At 67.3% G+C, this 19,373-nt stretch carries 14 protein-coding genes, 1 tRNA gene and 1 pseudogene; 8 read left to right on the forward strand and 8 right to left on the reverse strand.

What is annotated here, in order from left to right; all coding sequences use genetic code 11:
- Positions 1-139 precede the first annotated feature (139 nt).
- Positions 140-699: pseudogene (locus tag KIT53_RS11915) on the forward strand (transposase); the annotation flags it as partial.
- 625 nt (positions 700-1,324) lie between these two features.
- Here KIT53_RS11915 and KIT53_RS11920 read toward each other — a convergent pair.
- A tRNA-Ser gene (locus tag KIT53_RS11920) sits at positions 1,325-1,414 on the reverse strand.
- A gap of 109 nt (positions 1,415-1,523) precedes the next feature.
- Between KIT53_RS11920 and KIT53_RS11925 the strand changes: the two genes are divergently transcribed.
- Positions 1,524-2,951, forward strand: a complete 1,428-nt coding sequence (locus KIT53_RS11925) for a HAMP domain-containing sensor histidine kinase (RefSeq protein WP_297752613.1) — start codon at positions 1,524-1,526, stop codon at positions 2,949-2,951.
- A gap of 22 nt (positions 2,952-2,973) precedes the next feature.
- Here the strand turns inward: KIT53_RS11925 and KIT53_RS11930 are convergent, their stop codons facing one another.
- From KIT53_RS11930 to KIT53_RS11945, 4 genes are all read right to left on the reverse strand, one after another.
- Positions 2,974-3,567, reverse strand: a complete 594-nt coding sequence (locus tag KIT53_RS11930; RefSeq protein ID WP_297752616.1) for a response regulator transcription factor — start codon at positions 3,565-3,567, stop codon at positions 2,974-2,976.
- Between the two features lie 250 nt (positions 3,568-3,817).
- Positions 3,818-5,113 (reverse strand): tryptophan--tRNA ligase, encoded by a 1,296-nt coding sequence (locus KIT53_RS11935; protein ID WP_297752619.1) that lies wholly within the window; start codon positions 5,111-5,113, stop codon positions 3,818-3,820.
- Positions 5,114-5,124: 11 nt separating this feature from the next.
- Entirely contained in the window at positions 5,125-5,793 is a 669-nt protein-coding gene (locus KIT53_RS11940) for a site-2 protease family protein (RefSeq protein WP_297752623.1), read from the reverse strand.
- Positions 5,794-5,871: 78 nt separating this feature from the next.
- Positions 5,872-6,507, reverse strand: coding sequence for an L-threonylcarbamoyladenylate synthase (locus tag KIT53_RS11945; protein ID WP_297752626.1), 636 nt, complete (start codon positions 6,505-6,507; stop codon positions 5,872-5,874).
- A gap of 166 nt (positions 6,508-6,673) precedes the next feature.
- Here KIT53_RS11945 and KIT53_RS11950 point away from each other — a divergent pair, with 166 nt between their 5' ends.
- Positions 6,674-7,642 (forward strand): tripartite tricarboxylate transporter substrate binding protein, encoded by a 969-nt coding sequence (locus tag KIT53_RS11950; protein WP_297752629.1) that lies wholly within the window; start codon positions 6,674-6,676, stop codon positions 7,640-7,642.
- 35 nt (positions 7,643-7,677) lie between these two features.
- Complete coding sequence (locus KIT53_RS11955) at positions 7,678-9,885, forward strand: arylsulfatase (RefSeq protein ID WP_297752632.1); 2,208 nt, start codon at positions 7,678-7,680, stop codon at positions 9,883-9,885.
- 30 nt (positions 9,886-9,915) lie between these two features.
- Here KIT53_RS11955 and KIT53_RS11960 read toward each other — a convergent pair whose 3' ends face one another.
- The 3 genes from KIT53_RS11960 to ppc are packed head-to-tail and all read right to left on the reverse strand — an operon-like array spanning position 9,916 to position 14,589.
- Positions 9,916-10,827, reverse strand: a complete 912-nt coding sequence (locus tag KIT53_RS11960) for a LysR family transcriptional regulator (RefSeq protein ID WP_297752635.1) — start codon at positions 10,825-10,827, stop codon at positions 9,916-9,918.
- 40 nt (positions 10,828-10,867) lie between these two features.
- Positions 10,868-11,722 carry a 3',5'-nucleoside bisphosphate phosphatase gene (locus KIT53_RS11965; RefSeq protein ID WP_297752638.1) on the reverse strand — a complete coding sequence of 285 codons (855 nt, stop codon included), beginning with the start codon at positions 11,720-11,722 and terminating at the stop codon, positions 10,868-10,870.
- Between the two features lie 47 nt (positions 11,723-11,769).
- Positions 11,770-14,589 (reverse strand): phosphoenolpyruvate carboxylase, encoded by a 2,820-nt coding sequence (gene ppc / locus KIT53_RS11970; RefSeq protein WP_297752641.1) that lies wholly within the window; start codon positions 14,587-14,589, stop codon positions 11,770-11,772.
- 127 nt (positions 14,590-14,716) lie between these two features.
- Between ppc and hemC the strand changes: the two genes are divergently transcribed.
- Genes hemC through KIT53_RS11990 form a run of 4 tightly spaced genes read left to right on the forward strand, consistent with a single transcriptional unit; the run spans position 14,717 to position 19,013 of the window.
- Entirely contained in the window at positions 14,717-15,673 is a 957-nt protein-coding gene (gene hemC, locus KIT53_RS11975; protein WP_297752648.1) for a hydroxymethylbilane synthase, read from the forward strand.
- 3 nt (positions 15,674-15,676) lie between these two features.
- Positions 15,677-16,555, forward strand: coding sequence for a uroporphyrinogen-III synthase (locus KIT53_RS11980; RefSeq protein WP_297752651.1), 879 nt, complete (start codon positions 15,677-15,679; stop codon positions 16,553-16,555).
- The gene (locus KIT53_RS11985; protein WP_297752653.1) at positions 16,552-17,703 is read left to right on the forward strand and encodes a uroporphyrinogen-III C-methyltransferase; all 1,152 of its coding nucleotides are present in this window, start codon (positions 16,552-16,554) and stop codon (positions 17,701-17,703) included. Before KIT53_RS11980 ends, KIT53_RS11985 begins: the two co-directional genes overlap by 4 nt.
- On the forward strand, positions 17,703-19,013 hold the full coding sequence (locus tag KIT53_RS11990) for a heme biosynthesis HemY N-terminal domain-containing protein (protein WP_366521915.1): 1,311 nt from the start codon (positions 17,703-17,705) through the stop codon (positions 19,011-19,013). The genes KIT53_RS11985 and KIT53_RS11990 overlap by 1 nt, the downstream gene beginning before the upstream one ends.
- The last annotated feature ends 360 nt before the right edge of the window (positions 19,014-19,373 follow it).

A 19,373-nucleotide genomic window follows, 5' to 3' on the forward strand; every position in this document is an offset into this window, starting at 1 on the left:
TCATGCACAGCCCGCCCTGCCGTTGCTTGTCGACCGAAGACTATGCCAAGCCGTTTGCTGAAATGCAACGTCTGTTTGAGCCAGCCCCCTGAATAACCGGACACGGTCCATCGCTTATCTTCTGGATAGGAGCAGGACTGTGAGTACGACCAGGCATACAGAGACGATCGAAGTGGTGACGACGGACCAGCGCCGCAGGCGCTGGTCCGTCGCAGAGAAGGCCGAACTGGTGCGACGCACCTACGAGCCGGGAATGACGGTTTCCCTTGTGGCCCGTCAAAGCGGTGTGGCCGCCAGCCTGCTGTTCCAGTGGCGCAAGCTGGAGCGCCAAGGCGCCCTCACGGCGGTCTCTGCCGGTGAGGCTGTGGTGCCCGCCTCCGAGTTGGCCGCTGCGCGCGCCGAGATCGCCAAGCTGCAACGCGTGCTGGGCAAGAAGACCCTGGAGAACGAGATCCTCAAAGAGGCTGTGGAGTACGCCGCCGAAAAAAAGTGGATTGCGCGCTCGCCCTTGCTGCCCAAGGACGATGGCCAATGAAAGCCGTCTGCGAAGCACTGGGGCTGGCGCGCTCGCACGTTCACGCTCTCAAACATCGACCCGCGTCCTGGAGCGATGGCCGCAAGAGACGCACTCCGGCAAGCGATGGGCAATTGCTGATCGAGCTGCGCGAGCACATCGCCGAGCTGCCCAGCTACGGCTATGTGTGCAGAAGCTCAAGGAGGCTTGCGTGGACACAGCTCCGGACGACGCAACGGAGCGCGAGGTACTTGCGAACATGTTCACCAGCCTTGGGTATTGGGTAGAGGCAATGCACGACTACAGACATGGACAAAGATCCCATGCCCCTGTTTCGCCGAGCGAGGAGTTGGCAGTGTTGGCTCTATCAGCCGGAACGGCGTTCTTGCGCCAACTTGGGCAGTCCGCAGCGCGTATGCCCCACCTAGTAGCCGCAGCATGAGATAGAGCTGGCATCGGGCGCGGGTAAAGCTCTATACATGCCGGCCACCTTTACGTTGGACGACCGTTTGCGAGCGTCGAATTCTGCAAAGCGGAGGACCGCACCCGCTGCACATCTGCCGCTCGAGAAGCACGCCTTGGGCGAGGCACTATGACACCTGCGCTGAGATCAGCGATCCAGTGCGCCTACGCCGTATGTGTATCGGCGAAACTACAAATCAGAGAGATGTCTGCCTGCAAGCAGGGCTGAGAGAGCTGCTGGCGGTATCTCTGAGAGCCAGAAGCACATCGCAACTGGCTGAAATCCCGCGCCGCGCCGGGCGTGCCGCCAACAAAAAAGCCCCTGCACTGCAGGGGCCTCAGACTCGCTGGCGGAGAGAGAGGGATTCGAACCCTCGATACGGAAAACCGTATACGGGATTTCGAGTCCCGCGCATTCGACCACTCTGCCATCTCTCCGCGTCGAAGCCCGCCATTCTAGCAGCAGGCCGAAGTGCCTCTGCCTGCTCGCGCAAGCTGTCGCGTGCGGTGAGACAATGCGCCCACTTCCGGATGCTGCGCCACTCCCATGCTTGTCGATACCCAGCCCGCCACTTACCAGCACGTGCCTGCTTCGCCCGAGGTCCGCGACCAGTGGGTGAATTCCCGTCTTATTGGTGTTCTCATGGACCACGTGGGGCCTTCGCTGATGGCGACGGCGCTGTCGGTGCCGTTGCTGGTCTACCTCATGGCGGGGCAGGTCCCTACCTGGGCGTTGGCCGTCTGGGCGGTGCTGATGGCCGCGATGCTGGTCTACCGGTACCGCCTGATGGGGGTCTACCGTGTGCGCTACGACAGCCAGGACGGCCCGCAGCGCGAAACCTTTGTCGAACGCTACCGCTGGACCTGGACCGTCTCGGCGCTGCTGTGGGGCGGGCCCGTGTTGCTGAGCTACCAGGAAGCACCGCTGGTGACCCAGTTCATCTGCGGCCTGGTGGTGCTGGGCCACGCCTTGCTGACCCTGATTTCCTTCAGCGCCTACCTACCGGTGTTTCGTCTTTATGCGTGCATGCTGGTGTTGTCCGTGGCGGCGGGCCTGGCATGGCACACCGTGCAGTTGCTGCACAAGCCCGATGCGCTGCAGACCGGCCTGGTGCTGCTGGCTTTGCTGCTGGTTTTCTGGGGCCTGATGGTCATTGCCGGGCGGCGTCTGCACGAGGTGCACCGTTCCAGTTTCGAGCTGCAATTCTCCAACCAGGAGCTCATCGATTCCCTGACGCTGCAAACCCGCGCCTCGCTGCGTGCGGTGGCCACCAAGAACCGCTTTCTGGCGTCGGCCGCCCACGACCTGCGCCAGCCGGTGCATGCCCTGAGTCTGTATGCGGACTGGCTGGCCACCGAGCCCGAGATGGCGCGCGACATCGCACCGCGCATCCTGCAGTCCACCCGTGCCATCAATGAGCTGTTCGATTCGCTGTTCGACCTGACGCGCATCGACGCCGGCAACTACAAGGTGCGCCTGCAGCATGTGGATGTGCGCAAGCTGTTTGCCGATCTGTCCCTGCAGTTCGAACCGGTGGCCCAAGGCAAGTCGCTGCGCCTGCGCACGTACGCGCAGCCGTGCACGATCTGGTCGGATCCGGTCGTGCTGCGGCGCATCCTGGGTAACCTGCTGTCCAACGCCCTGCGCCACACCCACAAGGGCGGTGTTCTGTTGGGGTTGCGCCGCCGTGAAGGCATGCTGGTGTTCGAGGTCTGGGACAGTGGCGTGGGCATTGCGCGCGAGCACCAGCAGGCCATCTTCCAGGAGTTCTTTCGCGTGTCGCAGCATCAGGGCACGGAGGACAGCCTGGGCCTGGGCCTGACCATCGTGTCCAAGCTGTCCTCGCTGATGGGCTACCGGCTGGCGCTCAATTCCGTGGCCAACCGGGGCAGCGTGTTCCGGGTGATGTTGCCTGCGTTCACGCAGCAGCCGCCCAAGGAGGACGCACCCGCGCAGGCTGCGGGCGCCACCTGAAGAGAGCCGAGGGGCGCGCCAGTCAGAGGTCCAGCAGCCCGGCCGTGCGGGCCAGGTGGCTGGCCTGCGAGCGGCTCTTCACGTTGAGGCGGCGGAACAGGCGCCACAGGTGCACCTTGACGGTGTGCTCGCTGATCTGGAGTTGTTCTGCGATATCGCGGTTGCTCAGGCCGCGGTCGAGCATGACGAGCAATTGCTTCTGCCGTTTCGACAGCTTCTCCGGGATGGTCGGTGCGTTCTCGTCATCGCCCTCGTCGGCGAGGAACTCGCGCAGCACTTTGGCAATCTGGGCCGCGCCGGCGGATTTCTCCACGTAGGCGTCGGCGCCGGCTTCGCGCGCCAGGTCTTCATAGTCGGAGGAAGGGGACGCCGACAACACGATGAGTGAGGTGTCGGGCAACATCTGGCGGACTTCGCGCACGCCGGAAACGCCGTTGGTATCAGGCAGCTTGAGATCCAGACAGACCAGTTCGGGTTCGCCATGTTCGGCGATGGCTTTGCTCACCGCAGCCAGACGCTCGAGCTCCACCACCTGGGTGGACGCTCGCAGACGACGAAGCAGCATGACGACGGCCTCGCGCATCAGCGGATGGTCGTCGATGACGAAAATACTCATGTCAAGCGCGTAGTAATAATTGGTTTCGCTTCAATCCAGCAGCGTATCCCGGCCCGTCTTGCCTAGCGAAAGCCAACACAGCCGGGATGCTGCCATTCTTTTTACTTTTGTATGGCTTTTGGATCACTAATCTGACCCATGACCCAAAGCCAGCCGGATGAGCGGCTAAGGGACGAATGTACATGACTCAGGAACATATCGGGGAGGATTTTCCACGAATATCTTTTCTGCGGTGGTGCCTCCCTGCCAGTCAGCCCTCCACAGACTGAAAATGGGCCAGGGCCTGGGCCAACGCTCCGGAATCGGCCGCAGGCTCCAATTGGGGCTGAAGGGTCTCCAATGCGCCGCTGCCGAGTTGCTGCAGGCGGGCAATCGCCTGGCCGGCTTCACGGGGTGACGCGAATCCTTTGCTTTGCAGCAGCAATTGCCCGGCGGCATCGAGCAGCTTGAAATAGAAAAGGCCATCGGATTCCCGGTATTGCTTGAATGCCGGGGCCGAGGCCTTGCTCGATTTGGTCTGCCGCACGACAGCCTGGGCACTGTCCAGGCGGCGCAGTCCGACCGCCTCGCGCAGCCGGGCGGTGAAGGGGGTGGCGATGGCGCGGGCCTTGCGGGCGCCCGCCAACAGGATCTGCTCGATCCGGGCGGGGTCCTGGATCAGTTCGTCGTACACCTGCCGCATGGGGGCGATTTCCTGGTCCAGGCGCTCGAAGACCCGCAGCTTGGCATCGCCCCAGGCTATGCCATCGGCATAGGCTTTGGCGAGCGCCATGGTTTCCTCGGGCGTGGCGAAGGCCTGGTAGAGCTGGAACAGCGCCGAACCTTCGGTGGACTTGGGCTCTCCAGGCGCGCGCGAGTCGGTCACGATGCCCATGATGAGCTTGCGCAATTGCTCGCGCGGCGCGAACAGCGGGATGGTGTTGTCGTAGCTCTTGCTCATCTTGCGGCCGTCCAGGCCGGGCAGGGTGGCCACGTGCTCCTCGATGGCGGCCTCAGGCAGCGTGAAGTGCTCGCCATAGAGGTGGTTGAAGCTGGCGGCGATGTCGCGCGCCATCTCGATGTGCTGGATCTGGTCACGGCCCACCGGGACCTGGTGGGCGTTGAACATCAGGATGTCAGCGGCCATGAGCACCGGGTACATGAACAGGCCGGCGGTCACGCCGGCGTCGGGCTCTTCGCCGGTGGCGGTGTTCTTGTCCACCGAGGCCTTGTAGGCATGGGCCCGGTTGAGCAGGCCCTTGCCGGTGACGCAGGTCAGCAGCCAGGTGAGCTCGGGGATCTCGGGGATGTCGGACTGGCGGTAGAACGTCACGCGTTCGGGATCCAGGCCACAGGCGAGCCAGGTGGCCGCGATCTCCAGCGTGGACCGCTGCACGCGCGCGGGCTCACCCACTTTGATGAGGGCGTGGTAGTCGGCGAGGAAGTAGAAGCTCTCCACCTCGGCCAGGCGGCTGGCGCGCACGGTGGGACGGATGGCGCCCACATAGTTGCCCAGGTGGGGGGTGCCTGAAGTGGTGATGCCGGTGAGGACGCGTTGGGTTTTCATGGGGTCGGTGGTCAGAGCAGCAGCATGCGAAGGGGGGTGAGCAGGGCTTCGATGGCGCTGCCCGTGAGTGCCATGAGCGGACGCAGCCAGAGGTTGCCCACCACACCGGTGATGACCAGCGCCATGACGATGAAAAACCCCCAGGGTTCGATGCGTGACACCAGTTCGGCCTGCTTCCACGGCAGCAGCCCTACCAGGATGCGGCCGCCGTCCAGCGGGGGCAGGGGAAAGAGGTTGAAGGCGAACATCACCAGGTTGACCAGCAGGCCGGCCTGGCACATCTTGAGGAAAAAGGGCTCCTGTACCCCGGTGGCCAGCAGCACGTAGAACACCACGGTCCAGCCGATGGCCTGTACCAGGTTGGCGCCCGGGCCGGCCAGGGCCACCCAGATCATGTCGCGCTTGGGGTTGCGCAGGCGGCCGAAGTTGACCGGCACGGGCTTGGCGTAACCGAACAGGAAACTGCCCGCCGTGGCGAAGTACAGCAGCAGCGGCATGGCGATCGTGCCCAGCGGGTCGATGTGCTTGGCCGGGTTGAGCGTGATGCGCCCCAGCATTTCTGCGGTGTTGTCACCAAAATGCTTCGCGGCGTAGCCGTGCGCCGCCTCGTGCAGGGTGATGGCGAACAGCACCGGAAGGGCGTAGATGGCAACGGTCTGGATGATCTGGGCGAAATCCATGGCAGGTGGGGGGGCAACAGGCAAACGCGTATTGTCACAGAGGGCGTGCGCGGGCCGGTGCTAGGGGCTCGGAGCCCTTCAGAGGCCCAATGGCGCCAGCGCTCCCTGGCCGCTGCGCAGCACCTCGGGCTCGCCGCCCGTGCCCATGGGCGTGAGATCGACCACCGTGGTGGGGTCGAGTGCGCAGGCGCCCGCATCGATCACCCCGGCCAGATCGTGCTCCAGCCGCTCGCGGATGTCCTGGGCATCGTTCAGCGGTGCCGCCTCGCCCGGCAGGATCAGCGTGGTGGCCAGCAGTGGCGCATCGTGCAGATCCAGCAGGTCCCGCAGCGTGCGGTGGTCAGGGACCCGCAGGCCGATGGTCTTGCGCGAGGGGTGGCTCACGCGCCGAGGCACCTCCTTGCTGGCTTCCAGGATGAAGGTGTACGGCCCGGGCGTGGCGAGCTTGAGCAGGCGGTACTGCCGGTTGTCCACCTTGGCATAGCTGGCCAGTTCGCTCAGGTCGCGGCAGAGCAGGGTGAGGTGGTGCTTGTCGTCCACCTGGCGGATGCGTCGCAGCCGGTCGGCGGCGGCCTTGTCGTCCAGATGGCAGACCAAGGCATAGCTCGAGTCGGTGGGCACGGCCAGCACGCCGCCGCGCTCGAGCAGTTGCACGGCCTGGCGCAGCAGGCGCGGCTGGGGGTTGTCGGGATGGACTTCGAAGTACTGAGACATGGATCTATTGTCGGCCCGGCGAGCCTCCGGCTGGATAGCTGATATCGATATTCATGGGGCACCCCGGGCCCACCCGAGACCTACACTGCCCGCGAACCGGCCAAGGGCCTGGCGTTTGCCGCCAACCGACATTCCGGACCGTGCTTGAACCTCTAGGAGACAACCCATGAACGCTCTCAACCGACGCCTGGCGCTGGCCGCCTTGCTCGCCGCTGGTGCGCTGCCCTTGCACGCGCAGACTTTTCCCTCCAGGTCCGTCCAGATCGTGGTCCCGTTCGCCGCGGGTGGTTCGGCGGACGTGATGGCTCGCTTGCTGGCCCAGCACCTCGCTCCGCGTCTGGGGCAGCCGGTGATCGTGGAAAACCGCACCGGTGCCGGAGGGACGGTGGCGGCCACCTATGTCGCTCGCGCGGCGCCGGACGGTCTCACCCTGCTGCTGACGGCCGCTTCGCACGCGGGGTCCAAGGCCATGTACCCGCAGGTTGCCTATGACCCGGTCAAGAGTTTCGCGCCGGTGGCGGGCCTGGTGTCCTATCCCGTCGTGCTGCTGGTCAAGCCGGAGTCGCGCTACCAGTCGGTGGAAATGCTTGCGGCGGACATCCAGGCCCAGCCAGGCAAGTACAACAACGCCAGCCCTGGCCCATCTACCGTGCCCGGCCTGGCGGCAGAGATGTTCAAGCGCCGCTACAAGCTGGAGTTCACTTCCGTGCCGTACCGGGGGTCCAGCCCCGCGCTCAACGCCGTGCTGGCGGGCGAGACGGAGTTCGCCTTCAACGAGACCGGAAGCGCCACCGCGCTCGTCAAGGGAGGCCGCCTGCGCGGACTGGTGGTCATGCACAAGGAGCGTGTGCCAGAGATCCCCAACGTGCCCGCGATCGACGAGACCCGCATGGCCGGTACCTATGCCTCGGCCTGGCTCGGCGTGCTCGCACCCGCCGGCACACCGGCGGCGATCGTCGAACGCCTCAATGCCGAAATCGGCCAGGTCATGCAGATGCCCGAGGTCAAGTCGCGCATGCAGTCGTTTGGCGGGGTATCCCTGTATGACACCGCGGCGGCCTTCGGTACGCACCTGGAGCGAGAGTCCGAGCGTTGGTCGTCCCTGATCAAGGAGCTGGGGCTCAAACCCGAGTGATGACCCGCGATCCAGACACGGAAAAGGAACCTTTTGTGAGCAGTACACAGCGGCCAGCCTGGCCCCAACGCAAAAAGGCCCGCGAGGGCGCCCCCAATGTGATCGTCTTCCTGACCGACGATGTGGGCTACGGTGCCTGCAGCACCTTTGGCGGTCCGATAGACACACCTCACCTGGACCGACTGGCCGAACGTGGCCTGCGGTTCACCCAGTTTCACACCACGGCCATGTGCTCGCCCACGCGCGGCGCGCTGCTGACGGGGCGCAACCCCCACCGCGTGAGCATGGGGCGCATCACCAACCGGCCCACGTACTACGACGGCTACACCAGCGTGATTCCGAAGTCGGCGGGCACGGTCGCGGACATCCTGCGCCAGGCCGGCTACACCACCGCCATGTTTGGCAAGGGCCACATCACGCCGGAGTGGGAAATGAGCCCGCTGGGGCCTTTTGACCGCTGGCCGACCGGCCTGGGTTTCGACTACTTCTATGGCTTCCTGGGTTACGACACCAACATGTGGGCGCCCAACCTGGTGGAAAACACCAGCTACATCGAACCGCCGCACGAGGACCCGCCGCGCCATTTTGACGAGCTCATGGCTGAGCGCGCGGCCGACTGGATGGCGCAGCAGCGCACCCTGTCGCCGGAGAAGCCCTTCTTCGTCTACTACGCCACGGGCACGGCGCATACGCCGCACCACGCGCCGCCGAAATGGTTGCAGAAGTACCGTGGCCGCTTCGACCAGGGCTGGGACGCCGTGCGTTCACAGACGTTCGAACGGCAGAAGAAGATGGGCGTGATTCCCTCTGATGCCGAACTCACCGCGCGGCCCGACGACCTGCCAGCCTGGGACTCCCTTTCGGACGGGCAGCGCATCCTGGCTGCGCGGTTGATGGAGGCCTACGCAGCTGCTCTCGATCACCTGGATCACCAGGTGGGGCGTCTGGTGGCGTCGCTGGAAGAGAGCGGTGAGCTCGACAACACCCTCATCATGTTCATACAGGGTGACAACGGCGGCAGTGCCGAGGGCGGCTTCAACGGCCTGCTGTTCGAGCAGTCCTGGACCAATGGCTTTGACGAGGAGCTGGAGGAGCAGCTTCAGCACCTGGACGAGATCGGCGGACCGGCGGCCTACAACCACTTTCCCGCGGCCTGGGGCTGGGCCATCAACAGCCCGTTCAAGTACTACAAGCAGGTGGCCTCGCATTTCGGGGGCACGCGCAACGGACTGGTGGTCTCCTGGCCCAAGGGCATCCGGGAAGCCGGCGCCATCCGCTCGCAGTTCCACTTTGTCTCTGACATTCTGCCCACCGTGCTGGAAGCGGCAGGCGCGGTGCTGCCGGAGTCGATCAATGGGGTCCCGCAAGACCCCATCGACGGCGTGAGCATGATGTACGCCATGTCCGATGGCGGTGCGCCATCGCGCCGCAAGACCCAGGTGTTCGAGTGCCTGGAGAACTTTGGCGTGTACCACGACGGCTGGTTCGCCTCGACCACCCCGGCGAACAACCCCTGGGACAGCCTATCCACCCGCAAGCCCACGCAGCCCGACCAGCGAGACTGGGAGCTCTACGACGTGCAGCGAGACTACAGCCAGGCGCACGACCTCGCGCAAGCCGAGCCGGCGAAGTTGGCCGAGATGCAGGCGCTGTTCTGGCGCCTGGCGGAAGAGAACAAGATCCTGCCCATCCACCCGCCCACGGTGGCCTTCGAAGGTCGCCCGAGCATCGCGGCGGCGCGCACCTCTTTCACCTACCGACGGCGTGTGCGCCGCGTGCATTCCGATGCCGCGCCGCACACGGTGGGTCGGTCCTTCTCCATCGAGTGCGAGGTGGTGGTGGGCCCGCACGGTGGCCAGGGTGTCATCGTCAGCCACGGCAGCAACGTCAACGGCTATGCGTTCTACCTGCAGGAGGGCGTGCCCACCTTCTACTACAACGCGATCGCGCCCCACCACTGCAAGGTGGCTGCCGCCTCGCCGCTGAGCTCGGGCAGGCATCACCTGAAGGTGGAGGTGCTGCTGGATGAACACAAGCCCGCGTCCGGTGCCCGCATCGTGCTGCAGGTGGACGGCGCCGAGGTCGCCCAGGGCCGCTTGCAGCGCACGCTCAGGACCTTCATCAACCAGGACAGTTTCAACATCGGCGCGGACTCCATCAGCCCGGTGTCTCCCGACTACGGCATCACCAGCAGCGAGTTCGACGGCGAACTGCCGCGCGTGCAGATTGAACTGAAGGCCTGAACCGAGCGGCGCGGCGGGCACGCGTCGGCGTCAGAGGCCGATGGTCCGCAGCGTGACGTCCTCGATGCAGCGGCGCAGGACGCGGGATGCCTCGCGCGAGGCCAGGCTGGCAGGGCGGGTATTGGTCATCGAGACCCCGATCGATCGCTTGATCATGGGGTCCACGATGCGCGCCGCGCCAAGCCGGCCCTGCTGCATGGCGCTGTGAAAGGCATACGGCCCCAGGATGGTGTACAGCCGCCCTGACATGGCCAGATGCAACTGGGTCCAGAAACAATCGGTCTCCAGCTCGACGCGCAGTTGCACGCCGGCCTGGCGGGCCGCATCGTCGAGCAGCGGCCGGATGCCGCTGGGTTGCCCGGGCAGGATGAGCGGCAGTCCGGCCATCTCACGCACGCCGATGTCGGCCCGTTGCAGCAGCCGGTCTCCCGGTGCGCCAATCAGGTGCAGCACCACGGCGTCGTGCAATACCCAGTCGGCACCGCGTGCACCCTGGTTGCGAACCACCATGCCGATGTCGATCTTGCCGGTGGCCAGCCACTCTTCCAGTTGACCGCTGGAGCCGTCAAAGATCTTCAGCCGCACCTGAGGCAGCGCCCGCCGCAATTCGCCGTAGAGGGGCACGGCCATGGGTTCGACGAAAGACGAGAGGATGCCTATGCCCACCTCGCCCATGGCTACGCCGCTGGCATCGCGCAGCGCCAGCTCGAGCCGGTCGGCGTCGGCGAGCAGTTGCAAGACCTGCGGGTAGACCATCCGGCCCAGCTCCGAGAGCGTTACGCCGCGACCGGTGCGGTGGAGCAATTGGCCGCCGTACCTGCGTTCGAGTTCGAGGATCTGGCGGCTGACCTGGGATTGAGGCATGCCCAGCAGGGATGCGGCCTTGGCCACACCGCCCGCCTCGACCACCTGGACCAGCAGTTTCAATGCTTGCAGATCCATGCGCGGGCGGTCGTCTGAGAAGGCGCGTCTCGGGGCTGCGTTACAGGACGCGCGAGGCCAGCAGCGTCCATACGGGCGTGACACTGCCGGGGAGGTCGGGCAACTGACCGAGGTCGGTGTGGCTCTCCTCGGGGCTGTGGAAGTCACTGCCGCGCGATGCGGCGAGGCCGAACTCCTGGCAGAAACCGGCGTACTTCGCGTAGTCGGCCTGTCCATGGGCGCCGGTCATCACTTCCACGCCCTGGCCACCGTGCGCCTTGAACTCGGAGAACAGTGCGTATTCTTCGCTCGGGGTGAACTTGTAGCGGCCCGGGTGGGCGATCACCGCCACGCCGCCGGCGCCGGTGATCCATCCCACGGCATCGCGCAGGTTGGCCCAGCGGTGAGGCACATAGCCGGGCTTGCCCTCGGTGATGTACTTGCGGAACACCTCGCTCACGTCCTTGCAGACGCCGGCTTCGACGAGGTAGCGCGCGAAGTGCGAGCGCGAGATCAGTTCCGGATTGCCCACGTACTTCAGCGCGCCTTCGTAGACACCCTTGATGCCCACGCGGGCCAGGTCGTCGCTCATCTCACGGGCGCGCGCCTCGCGTCCGCCGCGGGTGGCTCGCAGGCCGTCAAGCAGCGCGGTGTTCTGGTGGTCCATGCCCAGTCCCACGATGTGCACGGTGACCCCCGCGAAGGTGACCGAGATCTCCGTGCCCGTCAGGTAAGGCAGACCGATCTGGCGCGCGGCTTCGATGGCACGGTCCTGGCCGCCCAGTTCGTCGTGGTCGGTCAAGGCCCAGAGTTCCACGCCATTGGCCTTGGCGCGCTGCGCCAGCACCTCGGGCGCGAGCGTGCCGTCGGAGATGACGGAATGGCAATGCAGGTCGGCGTTGGTCAGGGTGTTCACGGTTCCATTCTAGGTTTTAGCGGCGCATCTCGCTGAAGATGCCTGCGTCACCCCGTGTTGCGCAAACCCGCGGCGATGCCATTGATGGAAATGTGGATGCCCCGTCGCACGCGCTCGTCGCGGTCGGCCTGATTCTCGCCCGCGCGGTAGCGCCGTATCAGTTCCACCTGCAGGTGATGCAGGGGATCGATGTAGGGGAAGCGGTGGCGCATGGAGCGCTGGAGCGCGGCGTTGTTCACCAGGCGCTGCTTCTCGCCCGTGATCAGGGCCAGGGCGTCGGCCGTGCGGCGCCATTCGGCGTCGATGGCGGCGAACACCTTGGTTCGCAGCCGACGGTCCTCGACCAGTTCGGCATAGAGCGAGGCCAGGGCGAGGTCGCTCTTGGCCAGCACCATGTCCATGTTGGAGAGCAGGGTGCTGAAGAAGGGCCATTGCTTGACCATCTTTTGCAGTTGCGCCTTGCGCGGGGCCACCCCGCGCGGGCCGTCGCGGTGCAGGAAGGCGTGCACCGCGGACCCGAATCCGTACCAGCCCGGCAGCGTGAGGCGGCATTGACCCCAACTGAAGCCCCAGGGGATCGCGCGCAAGTCCTCGATCTTCTGGGTGGCCTTGCGAGAGGCCGGGCGCGAACCGATGTTGAGCTCGGCGATCTCCCGAATCGGTGTCGCGGCGAAAAAATACTCGGCGAAGCGCGGGGTCTCGTAGACCAGCGCGCGGTAGGCCGCCATGCTTTCGCGGGAGAGCTCGTCGGCCGCGGCCAGGAAGGCGGCCGGGGCGTCGCGCGTGGGTTGCAGCAGGGTGGCCTCCAGCGTGGCGGCCACCAGTGTCTCCAGGTTGCGGCGGCCGATCTCGGGGTTGGCGTACTTGGAGCCGATCACTTCGCCCTGTTCGGTCAGGCGGATCTGGCCACGCACCGTACCCGGCGGCTGCGCCAGGATGGCCTGGTAGCTGGGCCCGCCGCCGCGTCCCACGGTGCCTCCCCGGCCATGGAACATGCGCATGGCGATCGGCCGGGTGTTCTTTTCCTGGTTGAGCGCATCGAACAGCGAGACGAGCGCGATCTCCGCCCGGTACAGCTCCCAGTTGCTGGTGAAGATGCCGCCGTCCTTGTTGCTGTCCGAGTAGCCCAGCATGATGTCCTGCTCGCCGTAGCCATCGGCTGCACCGCGCTGCACCATCGCGCGGATGCCTGGCAGGGCGTAGTAATCGCGCATGATGGGCGCGGCGTTGCGCAGGTCTTCGATGGTTTCGAACAGCGGCACCACGATCAGGTCGCACACGGCGTCATCGCCCAGCGTGCCGCGAAGCAGGCCGGTCTCCTTCTGCAGCAGCAGCACCTCCAGCAGGTCGCTCACCGTCTCGGTGTGGCTGATGATGGCGTGGCGGATGGCCTGCGGCCCGAAGCGCTGGCGGCCGCTGCGCGCGGTGTCGAAGATCGCAAGTTCGCTGCGCGTGTGATCCGAATACGGGAGGCCGGGCACGCGCAGGGGCCGCGCATCGTTGAGCTGGCGCAGCAGCAGCGCGCGCTTGGCGGCTTCGTCGAGGGCCGAGTAGGCCGGCTCGATGCGTGCCTGGGCCAGCAACTCCGCGACCACTTCCTCATGCTTGTCGGAGCTTTGGCGCAGGTCCACGGTGGCCAGGTGGAAGCCGAACACCTGGACCGAGCGGATCAGCGGGCGCAGCCGCGCGCGCGCCAGCGCGGCGCCGTGGTTCGCGCGCAGCGAGGCTTCAATGGTGCGCAGGTCGGCCAGCAACTCGTCGGCGCTGGCGTAGGGGTCCTGTGGCGCCACCGCATGCCGGGCGGCCTCGCCGCCCGTGAGGTGCCGCAGCGTCGCGGCCAGGCGCGCATACATGCCGGTCAGGGCCCGGCGATAGGGTTCGTCCTGGCGGTGCGCGTTGGTGTCTGGTGAGCGTTCGGCCAGTGCCTGCATCGCCGGGCTCACGCTGGTCAACATGGCGGATACCGACAGCTCGGCGCCCAGATGGTGCAGTTGCGTGAGGTGATGCCGCAGCACCATCTCGGCCTGGCTGCGCAGCGCGAGTTCGAGCGTTGGCGCGGTGACGTTGGGGTTGCCATCGCGGTCGCCACCTATCCACTGGCCCATGCGCAGAAACGGGGCCAGGCCGGCGGGCTCGTCGCCGCTCAGCTCCAGGCCTTCTTCCAGTTCCCGGTACAGGCGTGGAATCTGGCTGAGAAAGGTGGCCTCGTAGTAGCTCAGCGAGTTCTCGATCTCGTCGGCCACCGTGAGCTTGGTGAAGCGCAGCAGCCGTGTCTGCCAGAGCTGCGTGACCCGGGCGCGGATCTGTGCTTCGTTGTCGGCGCGTTCGCGCAGGCCGATGTCCCGCTCGTCGCGTTCCGCCAGCAGGCGGGCGATGGCGCGCTCCGCGTCCAGGATGCTTTTGCGCTGCACCTCTGTGGGGTGCGCGGTGAGCACGGGCGAGATGTGGCTTTGCGCCAGCACGTCCACGACCTTGGCCGATGCGATGCCGGCCTTGCGCAGGCGTTGCAGCGTACGCGCCAGGCTGCCTTCCTGCAGGCTGCCGGTGCGCTCATGCACGGCCCGGCGGCGAATGTGGTGGCGGTCCTCGGCAAGATTGGCCAGGTGGCTGAAGTAGGTGAAGGCCCGGATCACGCTCACGGTCTGGTCACCACTCAGGCCCTTGAGCAGTTTCTTGAGCGCTTTGTCTGCGGACTGGTCCGCGTGACGCCGGAAGGCCACCGAGAGCTGGCGGATCTGCTCAATCAGATCGAAGGCCGCCTTGCCTTCCTGTTCGCGGATGACGTCGCCCAGGATGCGGCCGAGCAGCCGGATGTCCTCGATCAGCGGCTGGTCCTTGTCGGTGCGGGAGGGAGTGCGCGTCGTCATGTCGTTCCAGGGAGGGAGGGCTGCTTCGCCGTGGGCAAACGGCCATGCTAGCATCCAAAAGTCTTTCTTCAGTTACCAGTGGGGTACCAGTGCGCATGCTGCGCCCACGCTGTTTTTTTCCTTCCCCATGTCCTCTCGCACAGCCCCCCTGGCCATCACCATCGCCACCCGCGAAAGCCGGTTGGCGCTCTGGCAGGCCGAGCACGTCAAGGCCTTGCTGGAGGCACAAGGCCACCAGGTGACGCTGCTGGGCATGACCACCCTGGGCGACCAGATCCTGGACCGCAGCCTGTCCAAGGTGGGTGGCAAGGGCCTGTTCGTCAAAGAACTGGAGCTTGCACTGGAACAAGGGCGGGCCGATATCGCGGTGCATTCGCTCAAGGACGTGCCCATGGAGCTTCCGCCCGGATTTGCGCTGGCCTGCGTGATGGAACGCGAAGACCCGCGCGACGCCTGGGTGTCGCCGCAGTGCGCGGGGCTGGCCGATCTGCCCGCCGGCGCCGTCATCGGAACGTCCAGCCTGCGCCGCCTGGTGCTCTTGCGCAACGCGCTGGATGCGCTGGGTCGCCGCGACGTGCGCATCGAGCCGTTGCGCGGCAACCTCGACACCCGCCTGCGCAAGCTGGACGAAGGCCGTTACCACGCCATCGTGCTGGCCGCCGCCGGTCTCAAGCGGCTGGGTCTGGCGCACCGGATTCGCCGCATCTTCGAGCCCTCCGATTCGTTGCCGGCGGCGGGGCAGGGGGCATTGGGCATCGAGGTCCGGGCGGATCGCGCGGACCTCTGCGCTGCGCTGGCGCCACTGGCCCATGCGCCCACCTGGCATCGCGTCGCGGCCGAACGCACGGTGTCGCGCGCCATGGGCGGCAGTTGCTCCATGCCCCTGGCCGCCTACGCCGATTGGCGGGAAGACGGCCGCCTGCGTCTGCAGGCCGCCTGGGGGGATCCCGACGGCCGCCAGCCCCTGGTGCGCGCCTCGGGAGAGGCGGCGGTGGGTACGCTCGACGAGGCCGAGACCCTCGGTCGGCGCGTGGCCGACGACCTGCGAGCGGCGGGTGCCCGGCCGCCCGCCCAGGAGGCCTGAGCCTTGACCGCGACCCAGGACACGCCGGCCGGCCTGCGCCGGCTGGAGCGCCTCGTCGTGACACGGCCTCAGCCGGAAGCCGCTGTGTGGGTTCAGGCCTTGCGCGCTCGCGGCTGGCCTGCGCAGGCGCTGCCGCTGATCGAGATCGCCGAACCCGGGTCGGCGTCTGAACGCGAAGGCCTGCGGCACTGGCGCGCGCATTGGCCGCAGGCCGACGCCATCCTGTTCGTCAGCGGCGCGGCCGTGAGCCACTTTTTCGCCGGTGGCGTGGCTTCGCCGCCGCCTGGCAACGCCACGCGTTTCTGGGCACCTGGGCCTGCAACCGCGCGGCAATTGGCACAGGCGCTGGCGGCCCTGGGGCTGGAGACGGGTCGCATCGATGCCCCGGACAGCGAAGCCAGCCAGTTCGACTCCGAACACCTCTGGCCCCAGGTGTCGGCGCAGGTGGGGCCCGGGCGACAGGTGTTGATCGTGCGTGGTGGCTCGGCGGGCCCGCCGAGCCCGCCAGCCGAGGGCGCTGCGGCCCCTGGTGTGCCTGGCCGCGGCCGCGACTGGCTGATCCGCCAGTGCCAGGCCGCTGGGGCGCGCGTCGAAGGCTGTGCTGCCTATGTGCGGCGCTGGCCCCAACCCACGGATGCCGATCTGGCACTCGCCCGGCAGGCCCGTGGCGCCGGCAGCGTCTGGCTGTTCAGCAGCTCCGAGGCCCTCGCTCCCCTGCAAGCCTGGTTTCCGGATGGCGGCTGGTCCGCCGCGGGCGCGCTGGTCACCCATCCGCGCATCGCCACGGCGGCGCTCGAAGCCGGCTTCGGTCAGGTGGTCACCACACGGCCGACCCTGGAAGATGTGCTTCGCAGCCTAGAATCGGTTGGATACCGACCATGAGTGCCTCTCCTCAAGACGATCCCGTTGCCGTCCGGCCCGCCGAACCCGCCGCCGCGCCGAACCCCACGCCCAGAACACGCGGTGGCGGGGTGGGCCTTGCCCTGCTGGGCCTGGCGCTGGCGGTCGCGGCGCTGGTGTTTGCCGGCCTGCTCTGGCAAAAGCTCTCGGTCACGCAGCAGGAACTGGCTCGCCGAGCTCAGGACTCCGCCACGGAAGCGGCGGACGCGCGTCGGCTGGCCGAGCAAGCAGAGGCCCTGACACAGGAACTGCAGGCCCGGCTGGCCGTGGCCGAGCTGCGGCTTTCGGAAGTCAGCCTTCAGCGCAGCCAGCTTGAAGAGCTCATGCTCTCCCTCTCGCGTTCGCGCGACGACAACCTGGTGCAGGACCTGGAGTCCGCGCTGCGGCTTGCACTGCAACATGCCCAGCTTACCGGCAGCGCGCAGCCGCTGATCTCGGCGCTGCAGGCGGCGGACCAGCGCATCGCGCGGGCCGCGCAGCCACGCCTGAACCCAGTGCAGCGCGCCATTGCGAGGGATGTCGATCGCTTGCGTGGCTCGGCTCTGGCCGATATTCCGTCCCTCGCCCTCCAACTGGACGAACTCGCCCGCCAGGTGGACGACTGGCCGCTGCTCAACCAGGTCGGACCTGGCCACCCGGTGACCCCTGCGAGGCCCCGCAAGGAAGTACCCGGAGCCACCCAGCCAGTGGCCCGGGACGTGCAGGCCACCGAAGCGGATGCTGCCCCGCCTGCCCAAGGGTGGACGCGTGTCACGGCCTGGTGGTCCACGTGGTGGGAGCGCATCGTGGCCGACGTCACCCGCAGCGGTCGCGAACTCGTGCGCGTCAGCCGCATTGACCGGCCCGAGGCCCTGTTGCTGGCGCCGGACCAGGCGCTGTTCCTGCGCGAGAACCTCAAGCTCAAGCTGCTCAATGCCCGCCTGGGGCTGTTGGCCCGCCATATGCGCTCTGCGCAGGCCGACCTCATCGCCGTCGAAACCGCCCTGGTGCGCTATTTCGATACCTCGGCCACCTCGATCAAGCAGGCCCAGACCAGCCTGAGCCAGTTGCGCAAGGAACTCGGACAGAGCGACATGCCACGCCCTGAAGAGACCCTGGCCGCGCTCAGCGCCGCCGCGGGAGGCCGTTGATGGCGACCCGCATCGGCGGCGCCATGCGCAGCGTGTTCTGGCTGCTGGGCCTGGCAGCGCTGGCCGTGGCCTTGGCACTGCTCGTTGGCCACAACGAGGCCACGCTCACGCTGTTCTGGTCGCCCTACCGGTTCGATGTCTCGTTCAATTTCGTCATCTTCTGCCTGATAGCGGGTTTCGTGCTGCTCTACGCGGCGCTGCGCGCCATCGGCATCCTGCGTGAGCTGCCGGCCCAGGCGCGGCGCTGGCGCAGCCAGCAGGTGGAACGTGTCGTCGTCGGCCACGTGCTGGATGCGCTGTCCCACCAACTCGCAGGCCGCTTCGTGCGTGCCCAGTCGGCGGCGCAGCATGCGCTGGACCAATTGCGCTCGGTGCCTGCCGGTCAATGGCCGCGCCGCGATCAGATGCAACTGCTGGCCCATCTGCTGGTGGCTGAAAGCGCGCAGTCGCTGCAGAACCGCGAACGCCGCGACCAGAACCTGCAGGCGGCACTTGACGTACGGCTGTCGCGCAGTGCCCCCGATGCCCGCGAAGGCGCCCTGCTGCGCGCCGCGCGCTGGGCCGTGGAGGACCGCGATGCCGAGGCCGCGCGAGCGCGTCTGGCGGAACTGCCGCAAGGTGCCGCACGGCGCATCCAGGCCTTGCGGCTCAAGCTGCGGGTGGCGCGCCTGGGCGGTGCCACGGCCGAAGCCCTGGAAACGGCCCGTCTGCTCGCCAAGCACCGCGCTTTTTCGCCCGAAGCCTCGCGCAGCATCGTGCGCGGCTTGGCGCTCACCGCCTTGAACGAGGCGCACGATCTGGCCCAGCTCGACGCGTCATGGAACGACCTCGATGCCAGCGAGCGTGCCATGCCCGACCTGGCCCTGGCTGCTGCGCGGCGTGCCAATCAGTTGCTCCCGGTCCAAGCCGATGCCCAGGCGCCCGAACATGCGCCCACCGCGCAACGCGTGCGAATCTGGCTAGAACCGCTGTGGCCTCAATTCGACGCACTCGACCCCGGGCAACAACGGCAGATGGTGCTGGCACTGGAACCCGGGCTGGCCTTGATGGAGCCACAAGGGCTTGCGCAACTGGAACAATGGCAGCGGCAATGGCCGCAGAACGCCTGCCTGCAGTACCTGGCAGGACAGGCCTGCCTGCAACGCCAGCTCTGGGGCAAGGCCGCCCAGATGCTGGGACAGGCCAGCCACAGCCTGCGCGATGCCACCCTGCTGCGCCGCACCTGGCGCGGCCTGGCCCGCCTGGCCGAAGAGCGCGGCGACGCCACCGCCGCCCAGGCGGCCTGGAAACAGGCCGCCCTGCAAGACTGATCGACGCACACAGCGGGCCGGCGCGGGGGCTCTTCAGATCCCACCACCAGACATTCCCAAGACAGGCCAGCGCCCACAAGGCGATGCGGCCACCGGCGGAGCGTGGGGGCCACCCACCCCACCGCCGGGCCGCCCCCAGGCGGGGTCAGCCCCCTTGGGGGGCAGCGACCCGCGAAGCGGCGGAGCGTGGGGGCCACAGACCCCGCCGCCGGGCCGCCCCCAGGCGGGGTCAGCCCCCTTGGGGGGCAGCGACCCGCGAAGCGGCGGAGCGTGGGGGCCACGGACCCCGCCGCCGGGCCGCCCCCAGGCGGGGTCAGCCCCCTCGGGGGGCAGCGACCCGCGAAGCGGCGGAGCGTGGGG

It is taken from the genome of Hydrogenophaga sp., from assembly GCF_026125785.1.
Taxonomy (GTDB): domain Bacteria; phylum Pseudomonadota; class Gammaproteobacteria; order Burkholderiales; family Burkholderiaceae_C; genus Hydrogenophaga.

Excerpts from the sequence above, each read along its gene's own strand:
- KIT53_RS11925 (WP_297752613.1), top strand. The coding sequence starts at position 1,524 with ATGCTTGTCGATACCCAGCCCGCCACTTACCAGCACGTGCCTGCTTCG.
- KIT53_RS11930 (WP_297752616.1), bottom strand. The coding sequence starts at position 3,567 with ATGAGTATTTTCGTCATCGACGACCATCCGCTGATGCGCGAGGCCGTC.
- KIT53_RS11935 (WP_297752619.1), bottom strand. The coding sequence starts at position 5,113 with ATGAAAACCCAACGCGTCCTCACCGGCATCACCACTTCAGGCACCCCC.
- KIT53_RS11940 (WP_297752623.1), bottom strand. The coding sequence starts at position 5,793 with ATGGATTTCGCCCAGATCATCCAGACCGTTGCCATCTACGCCCTTCCG.
- KIT53_RS11945 (WP_297752626.1), bottom strand. The coding sequence starts at position 6,507 with ATGTCTCAGTACTTCGAAGTCCATCCCGACAACCCCCAGCCGCGCCTG.
- KIT53_RS11950 (WP_297752629.1), top strand. The coding sequence starts at position 6,674 with ATGAACGCTCTCAACCGACGCCTGGCGCTGGCCGCCTTGCTCGCCGCT.
- KIT53_RS11960 (WP_297752635.1), bottom strand. The coding sequence starts at position 10,827 with ATGGATCTGCAAGCATTGAAACTGCTGGTCCAGGTGGTCGAGGCGGGC.
- ppc (WP_297752641.1), bottom strand. The coding sequence starts at position 14,589 with ATGACGACGCGCACTCCCTCCCGCACCGACAAGGACCAGCCGCTGATC.
- hemC (WP_297752648.1), top strand. The coding sequence starts at position 14,717 with ATGTCCTCTCGCACAGCCCCCCTGGCCATCACCATCGCCACCCGCGAA.
- KIT53_RS11985 (WP_297752653.1), top strand. The coding sequence starts at position 16,552 with ATGAGTGCCTCTCCTCAAGACGATCCCGTTGCCGTCCGGCCCGCCGAA.
- KIT53_RS11990 (WP_366521915.1), top strand. The coding sequence starts at position 17,703 with ATGGCGACCCGCATCGGCGGCGCCATGCGCAGCGTGTTCTGGCTGCTG.